The sequence below is a fragment of the Pseudomonas sp. JV449 genome (genome assembly GCF_032424295.1).
Taxonomy (GTDB): Bacteria; Pseudomonadota; Gammaproteobacteria; order Pseudomonadales; family Pseudomonadaceae; genus Aquipseudomonas; species Aquipseudomonas marginalis.
Genome location: NZ_VYKD01000028.1, coordinates 303,230 through 322,246, shown reverse-complemented (window position 1 = coordinate 322,246; position 19,017 = coordinate 303,230). Strand labels below are relative to the sequence as shown.

At 61.8% G+C, this 19,017-nt stretch carries 18 protein-coding genes and 2 pseudogenes; 6 read left to right on the top strand and 14 right to left on the bottom strand.

Going from position 1 to position 19,017, the window contains the following annotated elements:
• Positions 1-123: 123 nt before the first annotated feature.
• A complete protein-coding gene (locus F6S08_RS25510; RefSeq protein ID WP_065925867.1) occupies positions 124-756 on the bottom strand; it encodes a flavin reductase family protein in 633 nt (210 codons plus the stop codon).
• A 177-nt stretch (positions 757-933) separates the two neighbouring features.
• On the opposite strand from F6S08_RS25510, the gene F6S08_RS25505 reads away from it, so the two are divergent.
• On the top strand, positions 934-1,689 hold the full coding sequence (locus F6S08_RS25505; RefSeq protein WP_065925868.1) for a hypothetical protein: 756 nt from the start codon (positions 934-936) through the stop codon (positions 1,687-1,689).
• A gap of 221 nt (positions 1,690-1,910) precedes the next feature.
• Here the strand turns inward: F6S08_RS25505 and F6S08_RS25500 are convergent, their stop codons facing one another.
• From F6S08_RS25500 to F6S08_RS25455, 11 genes and pseudogenes are all read right to left on the bottom strand, one after another.
• Complete coding sequence (locus tag F6S08_RS25500) at positions 1,911-3,230, bottom strand: MFS transporter (protein WP_315872503.1); 1,320 nt, start codon at positions 3,228-3,230, stop codon at positions 1,911-1,913.
• Between the two features lie 167 nt (positions 3,231-3,397).
• Positions 3,398-4,732, bottom strand: coding sequence for a sigma-54-dependent transcriptional regulator (locus tag F6S08_RS25495; RefSeq protein WP_065925870.1), 1,335 nt, complete (start codon positions 4,730-4,732; stop codon positions 3,398-3,400).
• The gene (locus F6S08_RS25490) at positions 4,726-6,492 is read right to left on the bottom strand and encodes an ATP-binding protein (protein WP_074847551.1); all 1,767 of its coding nucleotides are present in this window, start codon (positions 6,490-6,492) and stop codon (positions 4,726-4,728) included. Before F6S08_RS25490 ends, F6S08_RS25495 begins: the two co-directional genes overlap by 7 nt.
• A gap of 974 nt (positions 6,493-7,466) precedes the next feature.
• On the bottom strand, positions 7,467-8,330 hold the full coding sequence (gene dapA, locus F6S08_RS25485; protein ID WP_315872502.1) for a 4-hydroxy-tetrahydrodipicolinate synthase: 864 nt from the start codon (positions 8,328-8,330) through the stop codon (positions 7,467-7,469).
• A gap of 281 nt (positions 8,331-8,611) precedes the next feature.
• Positions 8,612-9,589 carry an alpha/beta hydrolase gene (locus F6S08_RS25480; RefSeq protein ID WP_065948284.1) on the bottom strand — a complete coding sequence of 326 codons (978 nt, stop codon included), beginning with the start codon at positions 9,587-9,589 and terminating at the stop codon, positions 8,612-8,614.
• An 89-nt stretch (positions 9,590-9,678) separates the two neighbouring features.
• Complete coding sequence (locus F6S08_RS25475; RefSeq protein WP_315872501.1) at positions 9,679-10,158, bottom strand: VOC family protein; 480 nt, start codon at positions 10,156-10,158, stop codon at positions 9,679-9,681.
• Positions 10,159-10,192: 34 nt separating this feature from the next.
• Positions 10,193-10,585 carry an ester cyclase gene (locus F6S08_RS25470; protein WP_315872500.1) on the bottom strand — a complete coding sequence of 131 codons (393 nt, stop codon included), beginning with the start codon at positions 10,583-10,585 and terminating at the stop codon, positions 10,193-10,195.
• Between the two features lie 10 nt (positions 10,586-10,595).
• Positions 10,596-11,216, bottom strand: a complete 621-nt coding sequence (locus tag F6S08_RS25465; protein WP_315872499.1) for a LysE family translocator — start codon at positions 11,214-11,216, stop codon at positions 10,596-10,598.
• Positions 11,217-11,352: 136 nt separating this feature from the next.
• Positions 11,353-11,787 (bottom strand): annotated as a pseudogene (locus tag F6S08_RS31605) (methyl-accepting chemotaxis protein); the annotation flags it as partial.
• A gap of 105 nt (positions 11,788-11,892) precedes the next feature.
• Positions 11,893-12,576 (bottom strand): annotated as a pseudogene (locus F6S08_RS31600) (PAS domain-containing protein); the annotation flags it as partial.
• A gap of 190 nt (positions 12,577-12,766) precedes the next feature.
• Positions 12,767-13,561 carry an AraC family transcriptional regulator gene (locus F6S08_RS25455; protein WP_074848172.1) on the bottom strand — a complete coding sequence of 265 codons (795 nt, stop codon included), beginning with the start codon at positions 13,559-13,561 and terminating at the stop codon, positions 12,767-12,769.
• Positions 13,562-13,677: 116 nt separating this feature from the next.
• On the opposite strand from F6S08_RS25455, the gene F6S08_RS25450 reads away from it, so the two are divergent.
• The 4 genes from F6S08_RS25450 to F6S08_RS25435 are packed head-to-tail and all read left to right on the top strand — an operon-like array spanning position 13,678 to position 16,943.
• Positions 13,678-13,866: a DUF1656 domain-containing protein gene (locus tag F6S08_RS25450; protein ID WP_065925194.1), complete on the top strand. Its 189-nt coding sequence runs from the start codon at positions 13,678-13,680 to the stop codon at positions 13,864-13,866.
• Between the two features lie 10 nt (positions 13,867-13,876).
• Positions 13,877-14,785: an HlyD family secretion protein gene (locus F6S08_RS25445; protein ID WP_065925195.1), complete on the top strand. Its 909-nt coding sequence runs from the start codon at positions 13,877-13,879 to the stop codon at positions 14,783-14,785.
• Positions 14,785-16,740 (top strand): FUSC family protein, encoded by a 1,956-nt coding sequence (locus tag F6S08_RS25440; protein WP_315872531.1) that lies wholly within the window; start codon positions 14,785-14,787, stop codon positions 16,738-16,740. Before F6S08_RS25445 ends, F6S08_RS25440 begins: the two co-directional genes overlap by 1 nt.
• Positions 16,737-16,943 carry a hypothetical protein gene (locus tag F6S08_RS25435; RefSeq protein ID WP_315872498.1) on the top strand — a complete coding sequence of 69 codons (207 nt, stop codon included), beginning with the start codon at positions 16,737-16,739 and terminating at the stop codon, positions 16,941-16,943. The genes F6S08_RS25440 and F6S08_RS25435 overlap by 4 nt, the downstream gene beginning before the upstream one ends.
• A 77-nt stretch (positions 16,944-17,020) precedes the next feature.
• On the opposite strand, the gene F6S08_RS25430 is transcribed toward F6S08_RS25435, so the two are convergent.
• Positions 17,021-17,605, bottom strand: coding sequence for a hypothetical protein (locus F6S08_RS25430; RefSeq protein WP_065948290.1), 585 nt, complete (start codon positions 17,603-17,605; stop codon positions 17,021-17,023).
• Positions 17,606-17,679: 74 nt separating this feature from the next.
• Positions 17,680-18,318 carry a hypothetical protein gene (locus F6S08_RS25425; protein ID WP_065925198.1) on the bottom strand — a complete coding sequence of 213 codons (639 nt, stop codon included), beginning with the start codon at positions 18,316-18,318 and terminating at the stop codon, positions 17,680-17,682.
• A gap of 198 nt (positions 18,319-18,516) precedes the next feature.
• Between F6S08_RS25425 and F6S08_RS25420 the strand changes: the two genes are divergently transcribed.
• Complete coding sequence (locus F6S08_RS25420) at positions 18,517-18,999, top strand: DUF2867 domain-containing protein (RefSeq protein WP_065925199.1); 483 nt, start codon at positions 18,517-18,519, stop codon at positions 18,997-18,999.
• The last annotated feature ends 18 nt before the right edge of the window (positions 19,000-19,017 follow it).

Sequence of the window (19,017 nt, the reverse complement as noted above, 5' to 3'; positions counted from 1 at the left end):
ACGCGGGACAAGCCCGCTCACCACAGTGCCCTATCTGCCGGGCGTTCAGCGTTGAGCCAAAGTTGTGTCGATACCCATGGCCATCGGGGTGTAGCCCCCTCCCACTTTTTTGGTGTATTTCAGTCAGGGTTTGCTGGCGCCTGGGCGATACATCTTGAACAACGCCTCCGGGCCCAACTGGAAGTAATCCGCCGGGCCACCGCCACGCAAGATCGGCTCCGCGGCTGCGGTGTCGTACACCCCATCCTTGAGCAGCCACTTGGCAATGTGCACCGCGACCACCTCGCCCAGCACCAGCCAGCTGGGCACCAACTGCTGGTCGGCGCGCTGCAGCTGGATGATCTGCGTCACCTTGCACTCGAACGACACCGGGCTCTCGCCCACTCGCGGCACGCCGACTATTTTCGACGCCACCGGTGTCAGGCCGGACAACTCGAACTCATTCACCTCCGGCGAGACGGCCGCGCAGCTCTGGTTCATCTGCTCGGCCAGCGGGCGGGTGGCCAGGTTCCACACAAACTCGCCGGTCTGTTCGATGTTGTTCAGGCTGTCTTTGCGCCCGACGCTGGAAAACCCAATGATCGGCGGAATGTAGTTGAACGCATTGAAGAAACTGTAGGGCGCCAGGTTCAGGCGGCCGTTGCTGTCGTGAGATGAAATCCAGCCAATCGGCCGTGGCCCGACAATGGCATTGAACGGGTCATGTGGCAGGCCATGGCCGTTGGCCGGTTCGTAGAAGTGGATAGCGTCAGACATGGCCGGGTTCCTGCTGCGGGGTTCTGGGAGGCAGCCATAGTGCAATCCATGGCGACGAATTTCCATCGGCCCTATGGAATTTTCATTCAGCGGCCACCTATTTTTCACAGCGGCCCGTTCAGTCTGCGCCCAAGGTCGATACCCCCTATAAGACTGAGCCTCGGAGCCTTCTACCGCATGAATAAACTTCCTCAGATCACCCTGGCGTTCTGGGTCATGAAAATCTGCGCAACCACCCTGGGCGAAACCGCCGGGGACTTGTTGTCGATGACCCTGAACGTCGGTTACGCCATCAGCTCGATGATCCTCATCAGCGTGTTCCTGGTCACTCTGGTGACACAACTCTGGTCGAAAACCTACAACCCGGTGCTGTACTGGATCGTGATCCTGTCCACCAGCACCGCCGGCACCACCATGTCGGATTTCATGGACCGCACTCTGGGCCTGGGCTATGCCACCGGGTCGATGATCCTGATCGTGATCCTGATGATCATCTTTGCGATGTGGCATCTCAGTGGTGACTCGCTGAACGTGAACAAGGTGCAGACTTTCCGAGGCGAGCTGTTCTACTGGATGGCGATCCTGTTCTCCAACACCCTGGGCACCGCGTTGGGCGACTTCCTGGCGGACGATTCGGGGCTCGGCTTTGCCGGTGGCGCCTTGTTGATTGGTTCGACCATCGCCGCGGTGCTGGCGCTCAAGTACTTCACCCAAATCTCGTCGGTGCTGTTGTTCTGGGTGGCGTTTGTACTGACCCGGCCGTTTGGTGCAACCCTGGGCGACTTCCTGACCAAGCCCCATGAAAAGGGCGGGTTGGATTTCGGCACCATTGGATCATCGGCGGTATTGGCGGCGGTGCTGGTGGTGATGATTGCCGGGGCGTCGTATGCACAGCGGCGGCATGGCCGGAGCCCGGTAGCAGAGGTGTCCTGATTCAACAGGTGGGAGCGGGCTTGCCCTAATGCCAGTCAGTTAAGCGTACATCGCCTCCTGTAGGAGCGAGCTTGCTCGCGAAAAACGTCAACGATAACGCGTGCTTCCTGAATGAACGCGGCGCCTGTGAGTTTTTCGCGAGCAAGCTCGCTCCTACAAAAAGCCTTAACTGACTGGCATTAGGGCAAGCCCGCTCCCACATTTGTTACTGCATCCAACCGTTAGTCCGTGGTGATGCGCGAATGCTTGCGTGTGTCCTTCATGGTCACATAGACCACCAGCGACACCGCAATACACGCGGTCACATACCAGTAGTAGCCGGTTTCCATCCCGATGCTCTTGAACCACAGCGCGATGTATTCAGCGGTACCGCCGAAGATCGACACGGTCAGTGCATAGGGCAGGCCTACGCCCAGGGCGCGGATTTCGGTTGGGAACAGTTCAGCCTTGACCACGGCGTTGATCGAGGTGTAGCCGCTGACGATGATCAGCGCGGCCATGATCAGGAAGAACGCGCCCCACCAGGTCTGGATAGTATGCAGGGTGGTGAGGATCGGTACGGTGAACAGGGTGCCGAGGATGCCGAAGGCGATCAGGATCGGCCGACGCCCGACTTTGTCCGACAGCCCACCGACGATCGGTTGCAGGCACATGAACAGGAACAGCGTTGCCGCCGAGATCGTGGTGGAATCGGAAATGCTCATGCCGACGGTGTTCACCAGGTACTTCTGCATGTAGGTGGTGTAGGTGTAGAAGGCCAGGGTGCCGCCCATGGTCAGGCCGACCACGGTCATCAGTTCCTTGGGGTGGCGCATCAAGGTGCGCATGGCGCTTTCCTTGGCTTTTTCCTTCTTGGTGAACGACTCGGTTTCTTCCATGCCGCGACGCAGGTACAGCGCGACCACTGCGCACAGGGCGCCGATGGCGAACGGGATACGCCAGCCCCAGTCGTACAGTTGCTCGGTGGTGAGCACTTGTTGCAACACGATCAGTACTGCCAGGGCGATAAGCTGGCCGGAGATCAGGGTCACGTACTGGAAGCTGGAGAAGAAACCGCGACGTTCCTTGGTGGCCATTTCACTCAGGTAGGTGGCCGAGGTGCCGTATTCGCCACCGACCGACAAGCCTTGCAGCAGGCGGGCGAACACCAGCAGGATCGGTGCGCCGACGCCGATGGTTTCGTAACCGGGGCTCAGGGCGATGATCAACGAGCCGAAGCACATCAGCAGGACCGACGCCATCAGTGCTGCTTTGCGACCCACACGGTCGGCGTACAGGCCCATCAGCCAGCCACCGATCGGACGCATCAGGAAGCCCACGGCGAAGATCGCGGCGGTGTTGAGCAATTGGGCGGTGGTATCGCCTTTCGGGAAGAAGGCTTTGGCGAAGTACAGCGAGAACGCGGCGTAGACGTACCAGTCGTACCACTCGACCATGTTGCCGACCGATCCGCTGAAGATCGATTTGATGCGGCTGGTGGTGGTGCGTTCTTTGGCCGGCGCGGCCGCCGACCCCAGGGGCAAGGTGTTGGAGTTATCCATTGAAGGATCCTTCATCTAGTTGTTTTTATGGAGCGGCGCGAGCGCAGCCTGGCTGGGGCTATAGCAGGAGCTGTGCCAGGTAGATGAAGGCCCGGTCTAGAAGGGGCTCGGGTTTATTTTGAGCGGAAAGTCGCTGATGCTTTTTAGGGGAATGAGCGGAAATTCGCTCATTCATCTTTCAGGAACATGTCCCTGGCCAACCCATGGCGCTGCATCTTTTCGTTGAAGGTGCGCCGTGGCAGCTGCAACTCCGCCAGCACCGCCTTGATATCACCTTTATGCCGGGTCAATGCGGCCTTCAGGCAATGGGCCTCGAACGCCTCCTGCTGCGCGGCCAGCGATTGCCCGGCTTCGATGCCTTCCGGTTCCGGTTCGCCAAGGCCCAGCACCTGGCGTTCGGCGACGTTGGCCAGTTCGCGCACATTGCCCGGCCAGTCATGGCTGAGCAGGCGCCCCAGTTGCGCGCCGCTCAGCGGTTCCACGCTGCGACCCAGGCGCTCGGCGGCGCTTTGGGCAAAGTGATCGAACAGCAGCGGGATGTCTTCGCGGCGCTCGCGCAGAGGCGGCAGGCGCAGTTGTGCAACGTTCAGCCGATAGGCCAGGTCTTCGCGAAAGCGCCCGGCGCGGGCTTCTTCCAGCAGGTCCGGCTTGGTGGCGGCAATGATGCGTAAATCCACATGAATGCTTTGATTGGAGCCCAGGCGTTCCAGCTTCTGATCCTGCAATACCCGTAACAGCTTCACTTGCTGGGCCAGGGGCATGCTTTCGATTTCATCGAGGAACAGCGTACCGCCATGGGCGTACTCCAGTTTGCCGATGCGCTTGCCCTGGGCACCGGTGAAGGCGCCGCTTTCGTGGCCGAACAGTTCGGCCTCGAACAGTTGCTCGGGAATCGCCGCGCAATTGAGCGCCACAAACGGTTTTTTCGCGCGTGGGCCGAAGTCATGCAGGCAGCGGGCGACCAGCTCCTTGCCGCTGCCGGTCTCGCCACGGATCAGCACGTTGACCGGCAAGGTCGCCAGGTCGAGTACCTGCCGACGCAGGTTCTGCAAGCCCCGGGACACGCCGAGCAGGCTCGACTCCAACTGTGCCCGATGATCGGCCTGTTGGTGCAGGCGGCGGTTTTCCAGGATCAGCCCGCGCTTGTCCAACGCGCGGCGCAGGCTGTTGAGCAAGGCATCGGGGCTGAAGGGTTTTTCCAGGAAGTCGTAGGCGCCGTCGCGCATGGCTTCGACGGCCATCGGTACATCGCCATGCCCGGTCAGCAGGATGACGGGCAGGTCGGCGTCACGGCGTTGCACTTCGGCCAGCAGCTCCAGGCCGCTGAGCCCGGGCATGCGCACGTCGCTCAGGATCACCCCGGGAAAGTCCTTGGGCAGTTGCGCCAGGCAGGCTTCGGCGCGGCTGAACAACTGCACCTCGAACCCCGACAAGCTCAGCCATTGCTCGACGGCCGTACGAATGCTGGCTTCGTCATCGACCACAATCACCGCGTTCAACATAAGTCGGGTGTCTCCAGCGCGATAGGCAAGGTCAGGGTAAATACCGCGCCGTCGCCACGGTTACTGGCGCTCAGGCGTCCGCCCAATTCGTGCACGATAGCGTAGGAAACCGCCAGGCCCAAGCCGAGCCCGTCGCCCACCGGCTTGGTGGTGAAGAACGGGTCGAACACGCTGTTGAGGTGCTCTTCGGCAATCCCGCCGCCGCTGTCGCTGACCGTGAGTTGCCACAGTTGCTGATCGGCGTGCAGGCGGATTTCCAGGCGCTTGCGGGGTTTGTCGGCCATGGCGTCGAGGGCGTTGCGCAGCAGGTTGATCAGCACCTGTTCGAGGCGGATCGCATCGCCGCGTACCCAGGCGGGGCGGGTCAGGTCGAGCACGGTGCCGATGGCTTCATCACGCAGGCGCGCGTCGAGCAGGTGCAGGGACTGGTCGACCACGGTGGCCAGGTCGAGGCGTTCGCGCAGGCCGCTGGGGCTTTTGCGCGCAAAGGTCTTGAGATGGCCTGTGAGGGCGGCCATGCGTGTGAGCATATCGTCCAGCGGGGTCAGGGCCTTGTAGGCGTCGTCCACCCGACCGTGGTCCAGCAGCAACCGCAGGGTCGCCAACTGCATGCGCTGGGCGGTCAGCGGCTGATTGATCTCATGGGCGAGGGCGGCGGACATCTGCCCCAGCGCCGCTAACTTCGCCGATTGCACCAGGCCATCCTGGGCAGTGCGCAGGGCCTGGGTGCGCTCTTCCACAAGCTGTTCGAGTTCTTCGCGGCTGCGCTGGCGCAAACGGGCCAGGCGCCAGCGTTGGCTGAGGAACAGCACCAGGAACACCAGCGCCAGCCAGGAGCCGGCGGCGGCAAGGCCGGCGTTGCGCTGGTCCTCAAAGGCGAACTGGGGTTTGCGCAACAGGTGCAGGGTCCAGCCCTCGGCTTTCAGCGGCAGGGACTCCCAGATGTAATTGGCGTTGCCTTCGGGGCCGTTGACGCGCATCAGGTGGCTGTTTTCGTCGAAGCGTTGCAACGTCTGGGTGTCCAGCGGCTGCAGTTGTTTCTTGTCGTATTGGCGGGTGGCCTTGAGTTCGACCAGGTCGCTGGCCGACAACGGGTGCAGGTTGCGATAACGCCAGCCCGGTTGGTTGGCGATAAACACGATGCCGCGCGCGTCGCTGACCAGCAACAGGTCATCACCCTGGGCCCATTCGCGCTCCAGCTCAGGGAATTCCAGTTTCACCACCATGGCGCCAAGGAACTGCTCGTGTTCATCCAGCACGGCGCTGGAGAGGAAATACCCCGGGATCCCGGTGGTCACGCCGACTGCGTAAAAGCGCCCGGTGCCCTGGCTCTTGGTCTGGCTGAAATACGGCCGAAACCCGTAGTTGTGCCCGACATAACTGCTCGGCAAGTTCCAGTTGCTGGCGGCCACGGCCAGGCCTGTGCGGTCCATCAGTTCCAGGGTGGAGGACTGCGCCGCACCGTTGATGCGTTCGAGCTTGCGGTTGAGCAAGTCCTGGGTGCCGGCGTCCAACGGGCCTTTGAGCGCGTTGATCATCTCCGAGTCCAGCGCCAGCACGGCGGGCAGGGCGCGGTAGCGTTCGATCAGGGTGTGCAGGGAATTGGCGTACAGCGCCAGTTGCTGGTTGGCGCGTGCCGCATCGTCCACCAACGCCTGGCGTTCGGCGTGGCGTGTGGCCAAGGCAGCGGCCAGCAACGCACCGGCGATGATCAGCAGGGAATAGCAGGTCAGGCGCAGGGGACGAGGGATCACGATCATACGGTGATGGGCAGGCACGGTAAGGGGAGTGCACCATAGCATGAGCAGCTTGGGTCTTGTGGTGAGGGGCTGTCGTGGCTGAAGGGGAGAGTGGGCTTATTGTGGTGAGCGGGCTTGCTGTGGTGAGCGGGCTTGCTGTGGTGAGCGGGCTTGCCCCGCGCTGGGCTGCGAAGCAGCCCCAATCAGGCTCCCTGTGTTCTGTCAGGTAAACCACAGCGCCTGGTTTTGGGTCTGCTTCGCAGCCCAACGCGGGGCAAGCCCGCTCGCCACAGGTTAGGAGTAGTCCTCGATCACGTGGGGCGTGGAGGTGCAATCTCGAATGGGTTATCGGGTGAGCCTGCGCAAGCTTATTGTGGTGAGCGGGCTTGCTGTGGTGAGCGGGCTTGCCCCGCGCCGGGCTGCGCAGCAGCCCCAATCAGGCTTCCTGTGTTCTGTCAGGTAAACCGCAGCGCCTGGTTTTGGGTCTGCTTCGCAGCCCAACGCGGGGCAAGCCCGCTCACCACAGGTTACGAGTAGTCCTCAGATCACGTGGGGTGTGGAGGTGCACTCTCGAATGCGTTATTGGGTGAGCCTGCGCACGCTTATTGTGGTGAGCGGGCTTGTTGTGGTGAGCGGGCTTGCCCCGCGCTGGGCTGCGCAGCAGCCCCAATCAGGCTCCCTGTGTTCTGTCGGGTAAACCGCAGCGCCTGGTTTTGGGTCTGCTTCGCAGCCCAACGCGGGGCAAGCCCGCTCGCCACAGGTTAGGAGTAGTCCTCAGATCACGTGGGGCGTGGAGGTGCAATCTCGAATGCGTTATTGGTTGAGCCTGCGCAAGCTTATTGTGGTGAGCGGGCTTGTTGTGGTGAGCGGGCTTGCCCCGCGCTGGGCTGCGAAGCAGCCCCAATCAGGATGCCTGTGTTCTGTCAGGTAAACCACAGCGCCTGGTTTTGGGTCTGCTTCGCAGCCCAACGCGGGGCAAGCCCGCTCACCACAGGTTACTGGGCCTGGCGTGAAAGCCTTTGCAGCTTTGCGATGACCGCCTCGGTTGCCCGCTGCATCGGCGCCCGCAACTCACTGTCGATCAAGCCCTCCAGCGCCAGTGCGGCTTTCACCGGCGCCGGGTTGGGCTCCATGAACAGTGTGTTGATCAACGGCACCAAGCCAAGGAACGTCGCCCGCGCCTCAGCCAACTGGTTGTCCCGTACCTGTTGCCACAGCGCCACAAACTGTTCGGTGCGCACATGGGCCGACGCGGCAATCGCACCGCTGGCACCCAGGCACAGCGCATTGAAGATCTGCAGGTCCTCGCCACACAACACATCGGCCTCACCGCTGGCCAACACCGCCAGGGTATTGCCCAGGTTGCCGCCGCAGTCCTTGATCGCCACGATCTGCGGGTGCGCGACGATGTTCAGCAAGGTCGCCTGCTCGAAGGTCACGCCGGTACGGTAGGGAATGTCGTAGAGAATGATCGGCACGCTGGACGCATCGGCCACCGTGCGAAAGAACGCTTCAAGGCCGGCCTGGGAAGGGCGGATGTAACTCGGCGCCGGCACCAGCAAACCCGCCAGCGGGCGCTTGAGGATCTCGGCCTGGAATTGCAGCAGCTCAATCTGGTTGTTGCCCGCCAGGCCCATCACCACGCGGTGGGCGGGCACCTGTTGCAATACCGCATCCAGCACGGCCAGTTGTTCCTGGCGGCTGAGCGATGCAGCTTCGCCCGTGGTGGTGCACACCATGATCCCGGCCACGTGCTTGCCCAGCAGGTGGCTGACCAGGCGGTGCAGGCCGACAAAGTCGATGGCGCCATCCTGGAACGGCGTGACCACGGGAACCCAGATACCTTGAAACGATGACATGCACTTTCTCCTGATGATTGACCGCTTGAGTCACCGTCAGAAGGGCATGGGCAATTGTGCAAAGGGGGAGGGAGTCCGCGCTCAATGTCCTGTCAGCTCATCTGACGGGACAGCGCGCCCCGGTCACATGAGCGACTGTTTCTTCGATTTGAGGGCGTGCGCAACGCAACCTTGCGCCTTGGCAATCAAGCCAATGACGGTACGGTTAACGAGTGAGGTTGCGGACATAACTGACACACCCTGAATGAGGCTTCCATCTTCAGGGGATGTCAGTAAATGTGTCAAGCGCGTTGCAGGTGTTCACGCACAAATGCGCGGATTTCCTGTGCAAGCTCTGCATCTTCCGGCGCGCCCATGAAACCGCCATGGGGCATCGCTTCGAACACGTGCAATTGCGCCGGCACCCGCGCCTGGCGCAAGGCCCGGTGCAGGCGCACGGTGTTGGACAGGAACAGATCCCGCGTGCCGCTTTGCAGGAAAGTGGGCGGGAAGCCCCGACTGAAATCGCCGAACAGCGGCGACAGGTACGGGTGGGCCAGGTCCGCGCCGGCGGCATACAGCAGGTTGGTGCCCATTAGCGGGTTGGGCAGCACCACGTCTACCGTGCGGTTGACGTGAAAACTGTCGCCCGATTCGGTCAGGTCCACTTCCGGCGACAACAACACCAGCGCCGCCGGCAAGGGCAACCCTTCGTCGCGGGCACGCAATACCAGGGCCGCTGCGAGGTTGCCGCCCGCCGAGCGGCCACCGATCACGATACGGTCTGGGGCGTGATGCTTGAGCACATGGCGGTAGGTGGCCATGCAGTCATCCAGTGCCGCCGGGTAGGGATGATCGGGTGGCATGCGGTAGTCCACGCCGTAGCAGACCATGTTGTGCAGGTCGGCCTGCCTCCCGGCCGCGACGCGACAGTTTTCGCCACCGCCGAATACCAGGGCACCGCCATGCAGGTCAATGTAGGCGTCGCCGGTGTGATCCGACGGCGTCGCCACATGCACGGTCGCGTTTTCTACACGGAGGGTATGCAGGCTCGCGCGCAGTGAGGCCGCCTGGCCGGCGGTGGCTACGGCGAAGTGCTCGGCAACGGTGGCCTGCATGCGGCGCCAGCCGTCGTGGTCGTCAGGCGCCGGCATGACGTGCAGAGCGTTCAACGGTACGCCATCTTCACCCACCATGCGCTTGAGCATCGCCTGGGCTTCGGGGCTGATCGAAGAGGGCACGGGGATGGTCCGTGGGCTGATACGCACGCCGTCGCTCATGGTTGGGTACTCTTGGGTGTCGCTGTGTGCATCGAAGTGGAAAACGTCATTCTTGTCTGTGCTCGCTTCGTAGACGTAGGCGTAGTCGGTCAGCCCTTTATCGCGGCTTCTATCGCCGCAATGTCGATCTTGGTCATGGTCATCATCGCGTCGAATGCACGCTTGGCAATGGCCGGATCAGCGTGTGCCACCGCGTCCGTCAACACCCGAGGCGTGATCTGCCACGACAACCCCCACTTGTCCTTGCACCAACCGCAGGCGCTGGCCTGGCCACCGTTGTCGATAATGGCGTTCCAGTAGCGATCGGTTTCAGCCTGGTCATCGGTGGCGACCTGGAAGGAAAACGCTTCGCTGTGGGGGAATATCGGGCCGCCATTGAGGCCGATGCACGGGATGCCCATCAGGGTGAATTCCACCGTGAGCACATCGCCCTGTTTGCCGGACGGGTAGTCGCCGGGCGCCAGGTGCACGGCGTCGACCGTGCTGTCGGGGAAGGTCTTGGCGTAAAAGGCGGCAGCCTCCTTGGCGGTGCCGTTGTACCAGAGGCAGAGGGTGGTTTTGCTCTTCATGATGGGACTCCACGTGAGAATCGGTGCGTGGAGTCTAGACGGCCAACTGCTGTTCGATCGCCGCTTTGTCGATGACCGACCAGACCTGCGCGATTTTCCCGTCGACGAACGTGTAGAAAACGTTCTCCGAGAACGCCACTTGGCGACCATTGATCGCCAGCCCGAAAAACTCGCCCCGGGGCGTGACATTGAAGTTCAGCCGGCAGGCGACGGTGGGCGGGTCGGCGATCAGCAACTGGATGTGGAACACCAGGTCGGGGATCTCGCGGAAGTCGCGCTCCAGCATGGCGCGGTAGCCCTCCAGGCCGACTACCTTGGCGTTATAGGCCACCTCAGGGTGGACGAAGTCGCCCAGGCGGTTCCAATCCTGCCGGTTTAGGCAGTCGATGTAGCCGAGGTAAAGGTCGGCAAGTTGGTTGCGGGTCATGTTTTTTTCCTCAAGCCCTACGTGCGGTCAACAACACCGTCGCCGCCGCTGACAACAACCCCGCACAGCAGCGGTTGAATATCCGCTTGCCACGCGGCTCGGCAAACCAGCGGCGCATGTGCAGGCCCATATAGGCGTAGAGGCTGATGGCGACCCATTCCAACACCAGGAAAAGCGCGCCCAGCACGGCGAATTGCGGGGTGATGGGTTGGCCGGGGACCACGAATTGCGGGAGGAACGCGGTGAAGATCAGGATCGCCTTGGGGTTGCCCGCCGCCACCAGGAACTCCTGTCGCGCCAGTGCCCATAGGCTCACCTTGGCGGTTACCGATTCCGCCTCCGCCTGGGGATTTGCGCGCCACAGTTGAAACGCCAGATACAACAGATACGCCGCGCCCAGGATCTTGATCGCGTAGAACAACAGTTCCGAGGTTTGCAACACCACCGCCAACCCCGCAGAGGCGAGGGCGATCATGCCGGCAAAGGCCAGCAGGCGGCCGATACCGGCGATGCAGGAGGTGCGGTAGCCATAGCGGGTGGAGTTGCTCACGGACAACAAGTTATTGGGGCCGGGCGCCATGTTCAGGGCGAAGCAGGCGGGGAGGAACAGGGCGAGGGTGGCGAGGTCCATGGCGGCTCCGGTTTTGGACGGACGGGGAGCGTCGAGGATAAGGGGAGTGGAGGTGGTTGGACAATGTGCGGCTTGTTTCCCATGTCCGGCGTGCAGTTCGCCGCCTCATGCACAGGCGGCCCTGTGACTGCTCCGGCTAAGCCACCTGATTCGCAAACCTGCCCACCGCGTCGACCACCCGCTTGGCGCCATCCTGAATTTCCACAATGACCTGGCCTGCCTGCGTGGCGAGTTCAAGACCTTGCTCTGCCTGGGATTTGCTGTTGGCCATTTCGGCGACGGTCTCATCCACCAGTTTCTGGTTCTGCAGCACCACCGAGGCGATTTCTTCCGTCGCCGTGCTGGTGCGCCCGGCCAGTTGTCGCACTTCATCAGCCACCACCGCAAAGCCGCGACCTTGCTCGCCTGCACGGGCGGCTTCAATCGCGGCATTCAATGCCAGCAGGTTGGTTTGCTGGGCAATGCTGCTGATGGTCTGAATGATCGAACTGATCAGCAGTGACTGTTTTCCGAGGGCTTCGACTCCGCCGGCAGCCGCCTGCATATCAGCGGCGATTTTATGCATGGTATGCATCGTGTCGTTGACCACGACGGCTCCGCGCTCGGCACTGACATCGGTCTGCCGGGAAATTTCAAATGCGGTTTGCGCCGCGCCACTGACTTCCTGTTCCCGGGCAACCTGGTCGGAGACCACCGTGGCGAACTTGACCACCTTGCACAGTGCGCCTTCAGTGTCGTACACCGGGTTGTAGGTTGCTTCCAGCCACACGGTCTGGCCGCGGCTGTCAACGCGTTCAAATCGGCCGGCTACAAACTCGCCCCTGTTCAGGGTTGCCCAGAAATCCTTGTAGTGCTGCGACGAGGTTTCCTCCGGCTTGCAGAAAATCCGGTGGTGGCTGCCTTTGGCTTGTTCCAGGCTGTAGCCCATGGCGTGCAGGAACTGTTCATTGGCGGTGATGACATGCCCGGAGAGGTCGAACTCGATCACCGCCGTCGAGCGCAGCAATGCCTGGATGAAAGAAGTGTTTTCCGATGCTTTTTCTACCCGGGCGGTAATGTTCGTTGCATAGCAGGTGACATGACTCAGCTGGCCGCTCGCATCCGTGATCGGCTGCCAATGTGCATGCAGCCATATCAATGAGCCGTCGGCATGCAGGTAGCGGTAATCGTCGGTAATGGACTTGCCTGCGGCGACCGCCGCTCGGAAATTATGAAAGCAGGGCAGCTTGGAGACGTACTGCGGGACGATCTCGGCCATGGCACGGCCTCGAAGTTGCTCCGGGGTGCAGCCCAACGACTTGGCAAAGTTGTCGTTGCATGCGGTGATCTTGAATGTCGAGTCGATGCTCAACGTCAGCATTTCACGGTTCAGGCCATCGCGCAGTTGGCGCAGTTCCAACAGCTCGGCTGCCTGGGCGTGAAGCTGGTTCTTGGCTTTTGTATTGAACATGGGAAACCGCCTCCTTGGGTTATATCCAGCCTATCGGCACGTCATTCTGCAAATTTAGGCCGTTCGACGGGTAAAGCTTCATCAGCCAGCCGGATCCCCGCTAACGTGTTGCGGTCCGCCGCATGTACCGCGCTGGCGGCGAGCCCAGTGTCTTGCGAAACATGCTGATGAACGAACTGACCGACTCGTACCCGAGGGCTTCGGCGGTGCGTTGCACGGATTCGCCCTCGGCCAGGCTCTGCAAGGCCACGATGATTTGCCATTGCTTGCGCCATTGGCCAAAGGTTAGCCCAGTTTCGCTTTTAACCAAGCGCGCCAGGGAGCGCTCGCTCATGGCGACCTGGCGTGCCCATTGGGCCATGGTGCAGCGATTTGACGGGTCCTGGGCCAACCCCCGTGCGATGAAACGCAGCTGCGTTGTGGCCGGAAGCGGCAGGTACAGCTGTTCCGAGGGGGCCAGTTCCAACTGTTCGAGGAGCACGCTCGCCACGCGTGCATTGGCAGACGCCGGCGGATAGTCCTGGGCTTGGGCGCTCAAGTGCAGGATCAATTCCAGGACCAGCGGTGACAGCACCAGCGTGCAGCATGTGTGCGGTAATGCTGCGGCACCGGGCTCTACGAACAGATAGCCGATCTTGCCGTTGGCGGTCACCCGGTTGCTGTGGGCAATACCGCCCGGAATCCATACGCCGAACCCCGATGGCACCATCCACACGCCATCCTCTACGGTGCACACGATGCCGCCGTGATACGCCACCACCAGTTGGCCTTTGCGGTGCGTATGGACGGGGAATTCGGTGTCGTTTCGCTGGCTTCCCAGCATCAACGCCACTGCGGGTTGGTCGAAATTGTCCAGTTCGAATTGATCCACCCCGTAGAGATGTGTCTCGTCCACGTCGCGCACCTCGATTGTCTGAATTTGATTATATCTTGGCAGCATACTCAATATCGGCACGGCCTTGCAGTCCCTACCATCGTCAGCAAGGCCATTGCCGACTGCGAGATTCAACGATGCTGAGCGAAATCACGATTGCCCACCTCTACCTGCCGCCTTTCTTGCTCTACCTGGGCGTTACCGCCGTGGTTTACGCACTGCTGGAGCGGATCGTGCGGCCCTGGCTGGACTGGGCCTGGCACCCGAGCATGGCGCGTTTCTGCATGTCGTTGATCGTTCTCTCGATCCTCGTGCTGAAGTTTTGAGGCGCGGGCGATGACGATCAAACACCTGCTCAAGACCCTCGTCACCCTGATGCTCGGCTTGACCGCGCTGCTGTTGTGTACGCAGTTGTGGCGCGCCTATGAGCTGGCCCCCTGGACACGGGACGGGCGGGTCAGCGCGCAAGTCATCCGCATTGCCCCCGAAGTGTCCGGCCAGGTTGAACAACTGCTGGTCGAGGACAACCAGTGGGTCGCCAAGGGCGCGTTGTTGTATCAGATCGACCGCAGCGCCTATCTGCTGGCCCGGCAACAGCGAACGGCCGAGCTTGCCGAGGCGCGCAGCGTGTTCGAACAGCGCCGCTCACAGCTCAGCCGTCGCCAGCAACTCGGCGATGCCATTGCGCGGGAGGAGACCGACAATGCGGCCCGGGACCTGGCGGTGGCCAGGGCGCGGGTGGACGCGGCCCAGAGCCAGTTGGCCCACGCGCAGCTGGATCTGCAGCGCACGACGGTTCGTTCACCGGTCGACGGGTATGTGACCCAGCTGCGGCTGCAGCCGGGTGACTACGCGGCGGCGGGCGATACCAATATCTATGTGGTCGACAGCCATAGCTTCTGGGTCACCGGTTACTTCGAGGAGACCAAGCTGCCCGGTGTTCGCGTGGGGGCCGCAGCGTCCATCAAGCTCATGGGCTTTGCGCCGCTGCTTGAAGGGCATGTGGCGAGTCTCGGCAGAGGCATTGCCGACGGCAACGAGCTGCGCAGTAACAGTGGCTTGCCCCAGGTGGCTCCTACGTTCAGCTGGATACGCCTGGCCCAGCGTGTGCCGGTTCGGATTGAGCTGGACAAGGTGCCACCGGGCGTGGAGCTGGCGGCGGGGATGACTGCGAGTATCGAGGTCGCCGAGGCGGGGGCCGCCCCCCATTGGCGGCTTACCCAGTGGCTGCAGGATTTCATGTGATGGTCCGCGCACTGCGAATGCTCGGGGCATGGCCGCCCGAGACCTCGGGGTATGTGCTGCGCAGTCTTGCGGCGGCCACATTGGCCCTGTGGCTGGGCTTCCAATTGCACCTGGAGGCGCCGTTCTCGGCGGCTTCGACCGTGTTGCTGCTGATCCATCCGCTGCAGGGCGCGGTGGTCGGCAAGGGCTTCAATCGCGTACTGGGAACCCTGGTGGGGTTGCTCGCCGCCCTGGTTCTGACCGGCCTGTTCGCGCAAAAAATGCTGCTGTTCATCCTCGGGATCGGGGTGTGGCTCGGCCTTTGTGTCGGTGCCATGACCGTGCTTCGGCACTACCAGGCCACGGCGGCAGTGGTCGCAGGCTATACGGTTTGCCTTGCCCTGGGCCCGGCCATTGTCGCCCCGCAGCAAGGTTTCGAGCATATCGTGGCGCGGGGCACGGCCGTGGTCCTCGGGGTGTTGAGCCTGAGTCTGGTGGCGACGCTGTTCAGCCGCAAGACCGTCGAGTCCAAACTGAACAAGGCGCTTGAGGACATCGCCGCCCGTACCTTGGGATTGCTGGCCTTGCGAATTGAGGGGGAGCAGGGCGCGCAACTGGCTAGTGTGCAGGGCCAGCTCGCCATCGATGTGGGTAAGGTGGACGAGCTTCTCGGGATCGGCCGAGGTGAGTCCCGCCTGATCCGTTCCAGGCTTGCGACCCTGCAGGCAGGGCTTGCGTATGTGCATGGGGTGATCCTGGACGAGTCACCGCTCAACCGCAGTGGCTTGCCTTCCCTCGTTCGGATGGGCGCGCAGCTGCAACAGCTGGCCGAAGCAAAGCCGGGTTTTTCCGCGGCAGCCGAGCATGTCCGGGAGATGCAGCACTGCCTCGCCCAGGCGCATGAAAACTGTCAAAGCCAGCAGTGCTTGAGTGAACAATTGGCAGACCTGTCCAGCGCCTTGCTGAGCTTTGCTTGCCTTGAACGCGCGCCCCGGACGCCGGCCCGCGCCGTGGGGTTCCACCGCCATTACGGCGACGCGCTGCGCAACGGTCTACGCGCCCTGGTGGCCACGCTTGCAACCGCTGCGGTCTGGTACCTGACCGCCTGGGACCAGGGGCCAACCTTGCTGGCGGTGTTGGGCCCGTGCTGCACCTTGCTGGCCACCAGCCCGGCGCCCGCTCAAGGCATCGGCCGCTTCTTCGAGGGGACGCTCTACGGCATCGTAACGGCAGCGGCGTGCAAGTTCCTGGTGTTGCCGCACATCAGCGGGTTCGCGTTGCTCAGCATCGTGCTGATCGCCTTCTGGACCGTCGGCATTCATGCCACCACCCGGCCGCGCCACGCCTTGCAGGGCATTGCCTACCTGATCGCGTTCAACACCCTCGTCGGCACCGGCGGCACGGCCCAGTACGACTTCACGGACTTCGCCAATCAAGCGCTCGCCTGGCTGGCAGCGCTTGCCATCTGCCTGCTGGCCTTCCAGCTACTGCCGGGGAAATCCGCCCGCCATGTACACGTCCTCACCCAGGCGCTGCACAGGGACACCCGGCGCTTACTCCGGCACGGGCGCCGCATGGACCTGCTCAAGTGGCAGGCCCGGCAACAGCACCGATTGGTCGCCTTGCAGGCACTCTTGGGCGCTGGTCACCAACCGGCGGGCGGCGCCGGCTCTGTGTCCCTTCAATTGAGTCGCCGGCTGCTGACTTTACAACGCCAGACACGGGAGCTGGAACCTGACTCGGCGATCGCCACGTGCGCGCAAAGGGGCGAACAGCGTATTTCACGGTATGCCTCCACTCCCGCGATCAGCGCGGCTCAGGCACGTCGGACGTCGAGATCATTGACCCGGCTGGGGGCTCACGCTCTGGCGGCTGGCTACCAGGAGTTAGCCGGGCTGCTCGACACCTATTCAAGCATTACCAACGCGGATATCCGCATCCATTCCAGTTCAAACAACCAAGGTGAGATGAAATGAAGCAACTCCTTATCTGGACGCTTTTCGGCATGATCGCGTCGACGCCATGGGCCGTGCAGGCATCGGACGGGGCTGAGGCGCTGGTGCGCTGGCAGCAGCAATTCAAGCAGGAGCAAAAACAGCGGGCTGAACGCCCGAGGGGGGGGGCAGGGCTCCAGGTCCAAGGCCGCAATGACCGGGAAAGGGAAAACCTGATCGGATAGCGGCCGGGGCAGGGGCATTCCTCGGGCGAGGGCTTGATTGAACAGGTTTTGCAGAAGCCCCTCACCCCGCCGCAGAGTCAGAAGCTCTCAAGACGCACGTGGATTCCCGCTCGTCCAGCCAGCTCGATAACGTCTTCCAGTCGATCCGCGTCAACAATGAAACCGTCGTAATTTTCACCTCCGGAGTCCAGGTGAAGAAACCGTTTACCGAACCGGGCGAGCCACTGATCGAAGTTATCGAGAACCTGTGGCATGGAGGTAGCGTCTTCCCGTACATAGGCGTAGGGCGCCTTCAAGCCACTGGCGCTGACCAGAAAGGGCGCTTGATACTCAAACACGTCATAGCCCTTCCAATCCACGCTGAGGAGTACAAGGTGTTCAAGTTTTTGCCCCTTGGCGTCATTCAGGAAACCTTCGGTGAGGGCACTGCAGGGGTCATCTCCCATCGCGTATCTGCGCATAACGCGGCGGACAAGTCTGGCGCCTTCTTTTTCCGCAGTGGTCGCCACCAGCGCCTGGGCAAAGGCTTCGAGGGCTTTTTTCTGGGTGGGGTCGCTGCGCTCGGGCCGTAGCTCTTTCATGATCGCTGAAGCGCTGAGGTTGGTTTCCTCGGGAGGCGGCATGGTAAAGCGTCCACCAAACAACCGATCCAAAATGCCCATGTCTGTCCCTGTATGAGTGTGAGGAAAACCATTGAGTCAAGCACAACTGCCGTTCAACAACTGTCCCGGGACGATCAAGGCAAGGACGCTGGGGTCACGGTGTACCAGCCCGACGGCGTTTTGGCACACACCTGGGGTTTCAGCGGCGTTTCTACGGTGGTGTCGGCCTGGGTGGAGAGTTGGCGAACGGCAATCACGCAGCCGGCCTTGAACGTGCTGATTTTCATCATTTGAAGTTCCATTTCATAGTCTTTACCGGGCTCGGGGATGAGCGTGACAGGCGCGGGAAAGCAGGAGAGTTGCGATCCCCCCATGGCGAACCCTGCAATAAACGGTTTACCGGCCGGGATGACATGTTCGTCAAACACCTTGGGCGATTGATTGATGGCTTTGCTCGCCTTGCTGGCAGGCATGCCAATCACGCTGTTCTGGCGGTCTGTCGCCCGGAAAGGGTAGAGTCCCGCCGAGTCGACATGGGCTGTTTGCCATCCGGCTTCTTCAGGGGTTTTGGTCAGCAGGGACTCGTTGTAGAACATCTCGCAGGTCTGGCCACTGATAAAGCCTGCGTGGGTGGTGTCACCGGTGATCAGGCGGACACGCGCCGTATTGGCCGGGTCATATCGACTGATTTGTGCTTCGTTGCGAACGTCGGTCTTGGTGGTGGCGCAGCCGATCAGCGTCAAGCTGACGGCCAGGGGAAACAGTAAACGCATGGGTAACCTTCATATCCTGTGAGGGTTGGGGGCCGCAACCATACTATGGCGGGGATATGTTCGCCCACTTGCGATACACGGGGGAAGGGACAGGGAGGGGACGTTCATGGCGGCTGTACATTGACGTAACATAGCCGCATAACACTCAGCCTCGGATGTTATCGGGAATGAAAACTGGCCCACTGGACGGGATGAAAATTGCCTATCACATCACCAGCTCACACGTTGCGTGCACTGTCGGAGCTCGATTACTACCACATTAGGTCGGTTCAGCTCCCCGTTGAAATCACCATGCTTGACGCGTGGAACATCACAACGGCTGAGCCGGGGCTGGCCATGCGGCTGGCTTTCCGAATAAGGGACGCAATTTCTTCGTTATTCGGTGTGAGGCGAATCGGCGGGTTCTCGGGCGTTGCGCGAAAAACGGTACACGCAGGCGAACACCTGGATTTCTTTCTGGTGGAGCACAGCGCCTCCAATATCCTGGTTCTTACCGAGCGTGACAGGCATCTGGATGTCATGATCTGCCTTTCGATAACCGATCGTGTGCTCACCATCACATCATCGGTCGTCACGCATAACCTCTATGGACGCATCTACATGTTACCGGTAGGGCTCGCCCATAAAGTGATCGTCAGTAGTCATCTGCGCCGACTGAAGAGAAGCCTTGAAGGGCAGTAGAGGTTGGTTGTTCCGGCT

Coding starts and splice junctions, on each gene's coding strand:
- F6S08_RS25510 (WP_065925867.1), bottom strand. CDS start 756: ATGTCTGACGCTATCCACTTCTACGAACCGGCCAACGGCCATGGCCTG.
- F6S08_RS25505 (WP_065925868.1), top strand. CDS start 934: ATGAATAAACTTCCTCAGATCACCCTGGCGTTCTGGGTCATGAAAATC.
- F6S08_RS25500 (WP_315872503.1), bottom strand. CDS start 3,230: ATGGATAACTCCAACACCTTGCCCCTGGGGTCGGCGGCCGCGCCGGCC.
- F6S08_RS25495 (WP_065925870.1), bottom strand. CDS start 4,732: ATGTTGAACGCGGTGATTGTGGTCGATGACGAAGCCAGCATTCGTACG.
- F6S08_RS25490 (WP_074847551.1), bottom strand. CDS start 6,492: ATGATCGTGATCCCTCGTCCCCTGCGCCTGACCTGCTATTCCCTGCTG.
- dapA (WP_315872502.1), bottom strand. CDS start 8,330: ATGTCATCGTTTCAAGGTATCTGGGTTCCCGTGGTCACGCCGTTCCAG.
- F6S08_RS25480 (WP_065948284.1), bottom strand. CDS start 9,589: ATGAGCGACGGCGTGCGTATCAGCCCACGGACCATCCCCGTGCCCTCT.
- F6S08_RS25475 (WP_315872501.1), bottom strand. CDS start 10,158: ATGAAGAGCAAAACCACCCTCTGCCTCTGGTACAACGGCACCGCCAAG.
- F6S08_RS25470 (WP_315872500.1), bottom strand. CDS start 10,585: ATGACCCGCAACCAACTTGCCGACCTTTACCTCGGCTACATCGACTGC.
- F6S08_RS25465 (WP_315872499.1), bottom strand. CDS start 11,216: ATGGACCTCGCCACCCTCGCCCTGTTCCTCCCCGCCTGCTTCGCCCTG.
- F6S08_RS25450 (WP_065925194.1), top strand. CDS start 13,678: ATGCTGAGCGAAATCACGATTGCCCACCTCTACCTGCCGCCTTTCTTG.
- F6S08_RS25445 (WP_065925195.1), top strand. CDS start 13,877: ATGACGATCAAACACCTGCTCAAGACCCTCGTCACCCTGATGCTCGGC.
- F6S08_RS25440 (WP_315872531.1), top strand. CDS start 14,785: ATGGTCCGCGCACTGCGAATGCTCGGGGCATGGCCGCCCGAGACCTCG.
- F6S08_RS25435 (WP_315872498.1), top strand. CDS start 16,737: ATGAAGCAACTCCTTATCTGGACGCTTTTCGGCATGATCGCGTCGACG.
- F6S08_RS25430 (WP_065948290.1), bottom strand. CDS start 17,605: ATGGGCATTTTGGATCGGTTGTTTGGTGGACGCTTTACCATGCCGCCT.
- F6S08_RS25425 (WP_065925198.1), bottom strand. CDS start 18,318: ATGCGTTTACTGTTTCCCCTGGCCGTCAGCTTGACGCTGATCGGCTGC.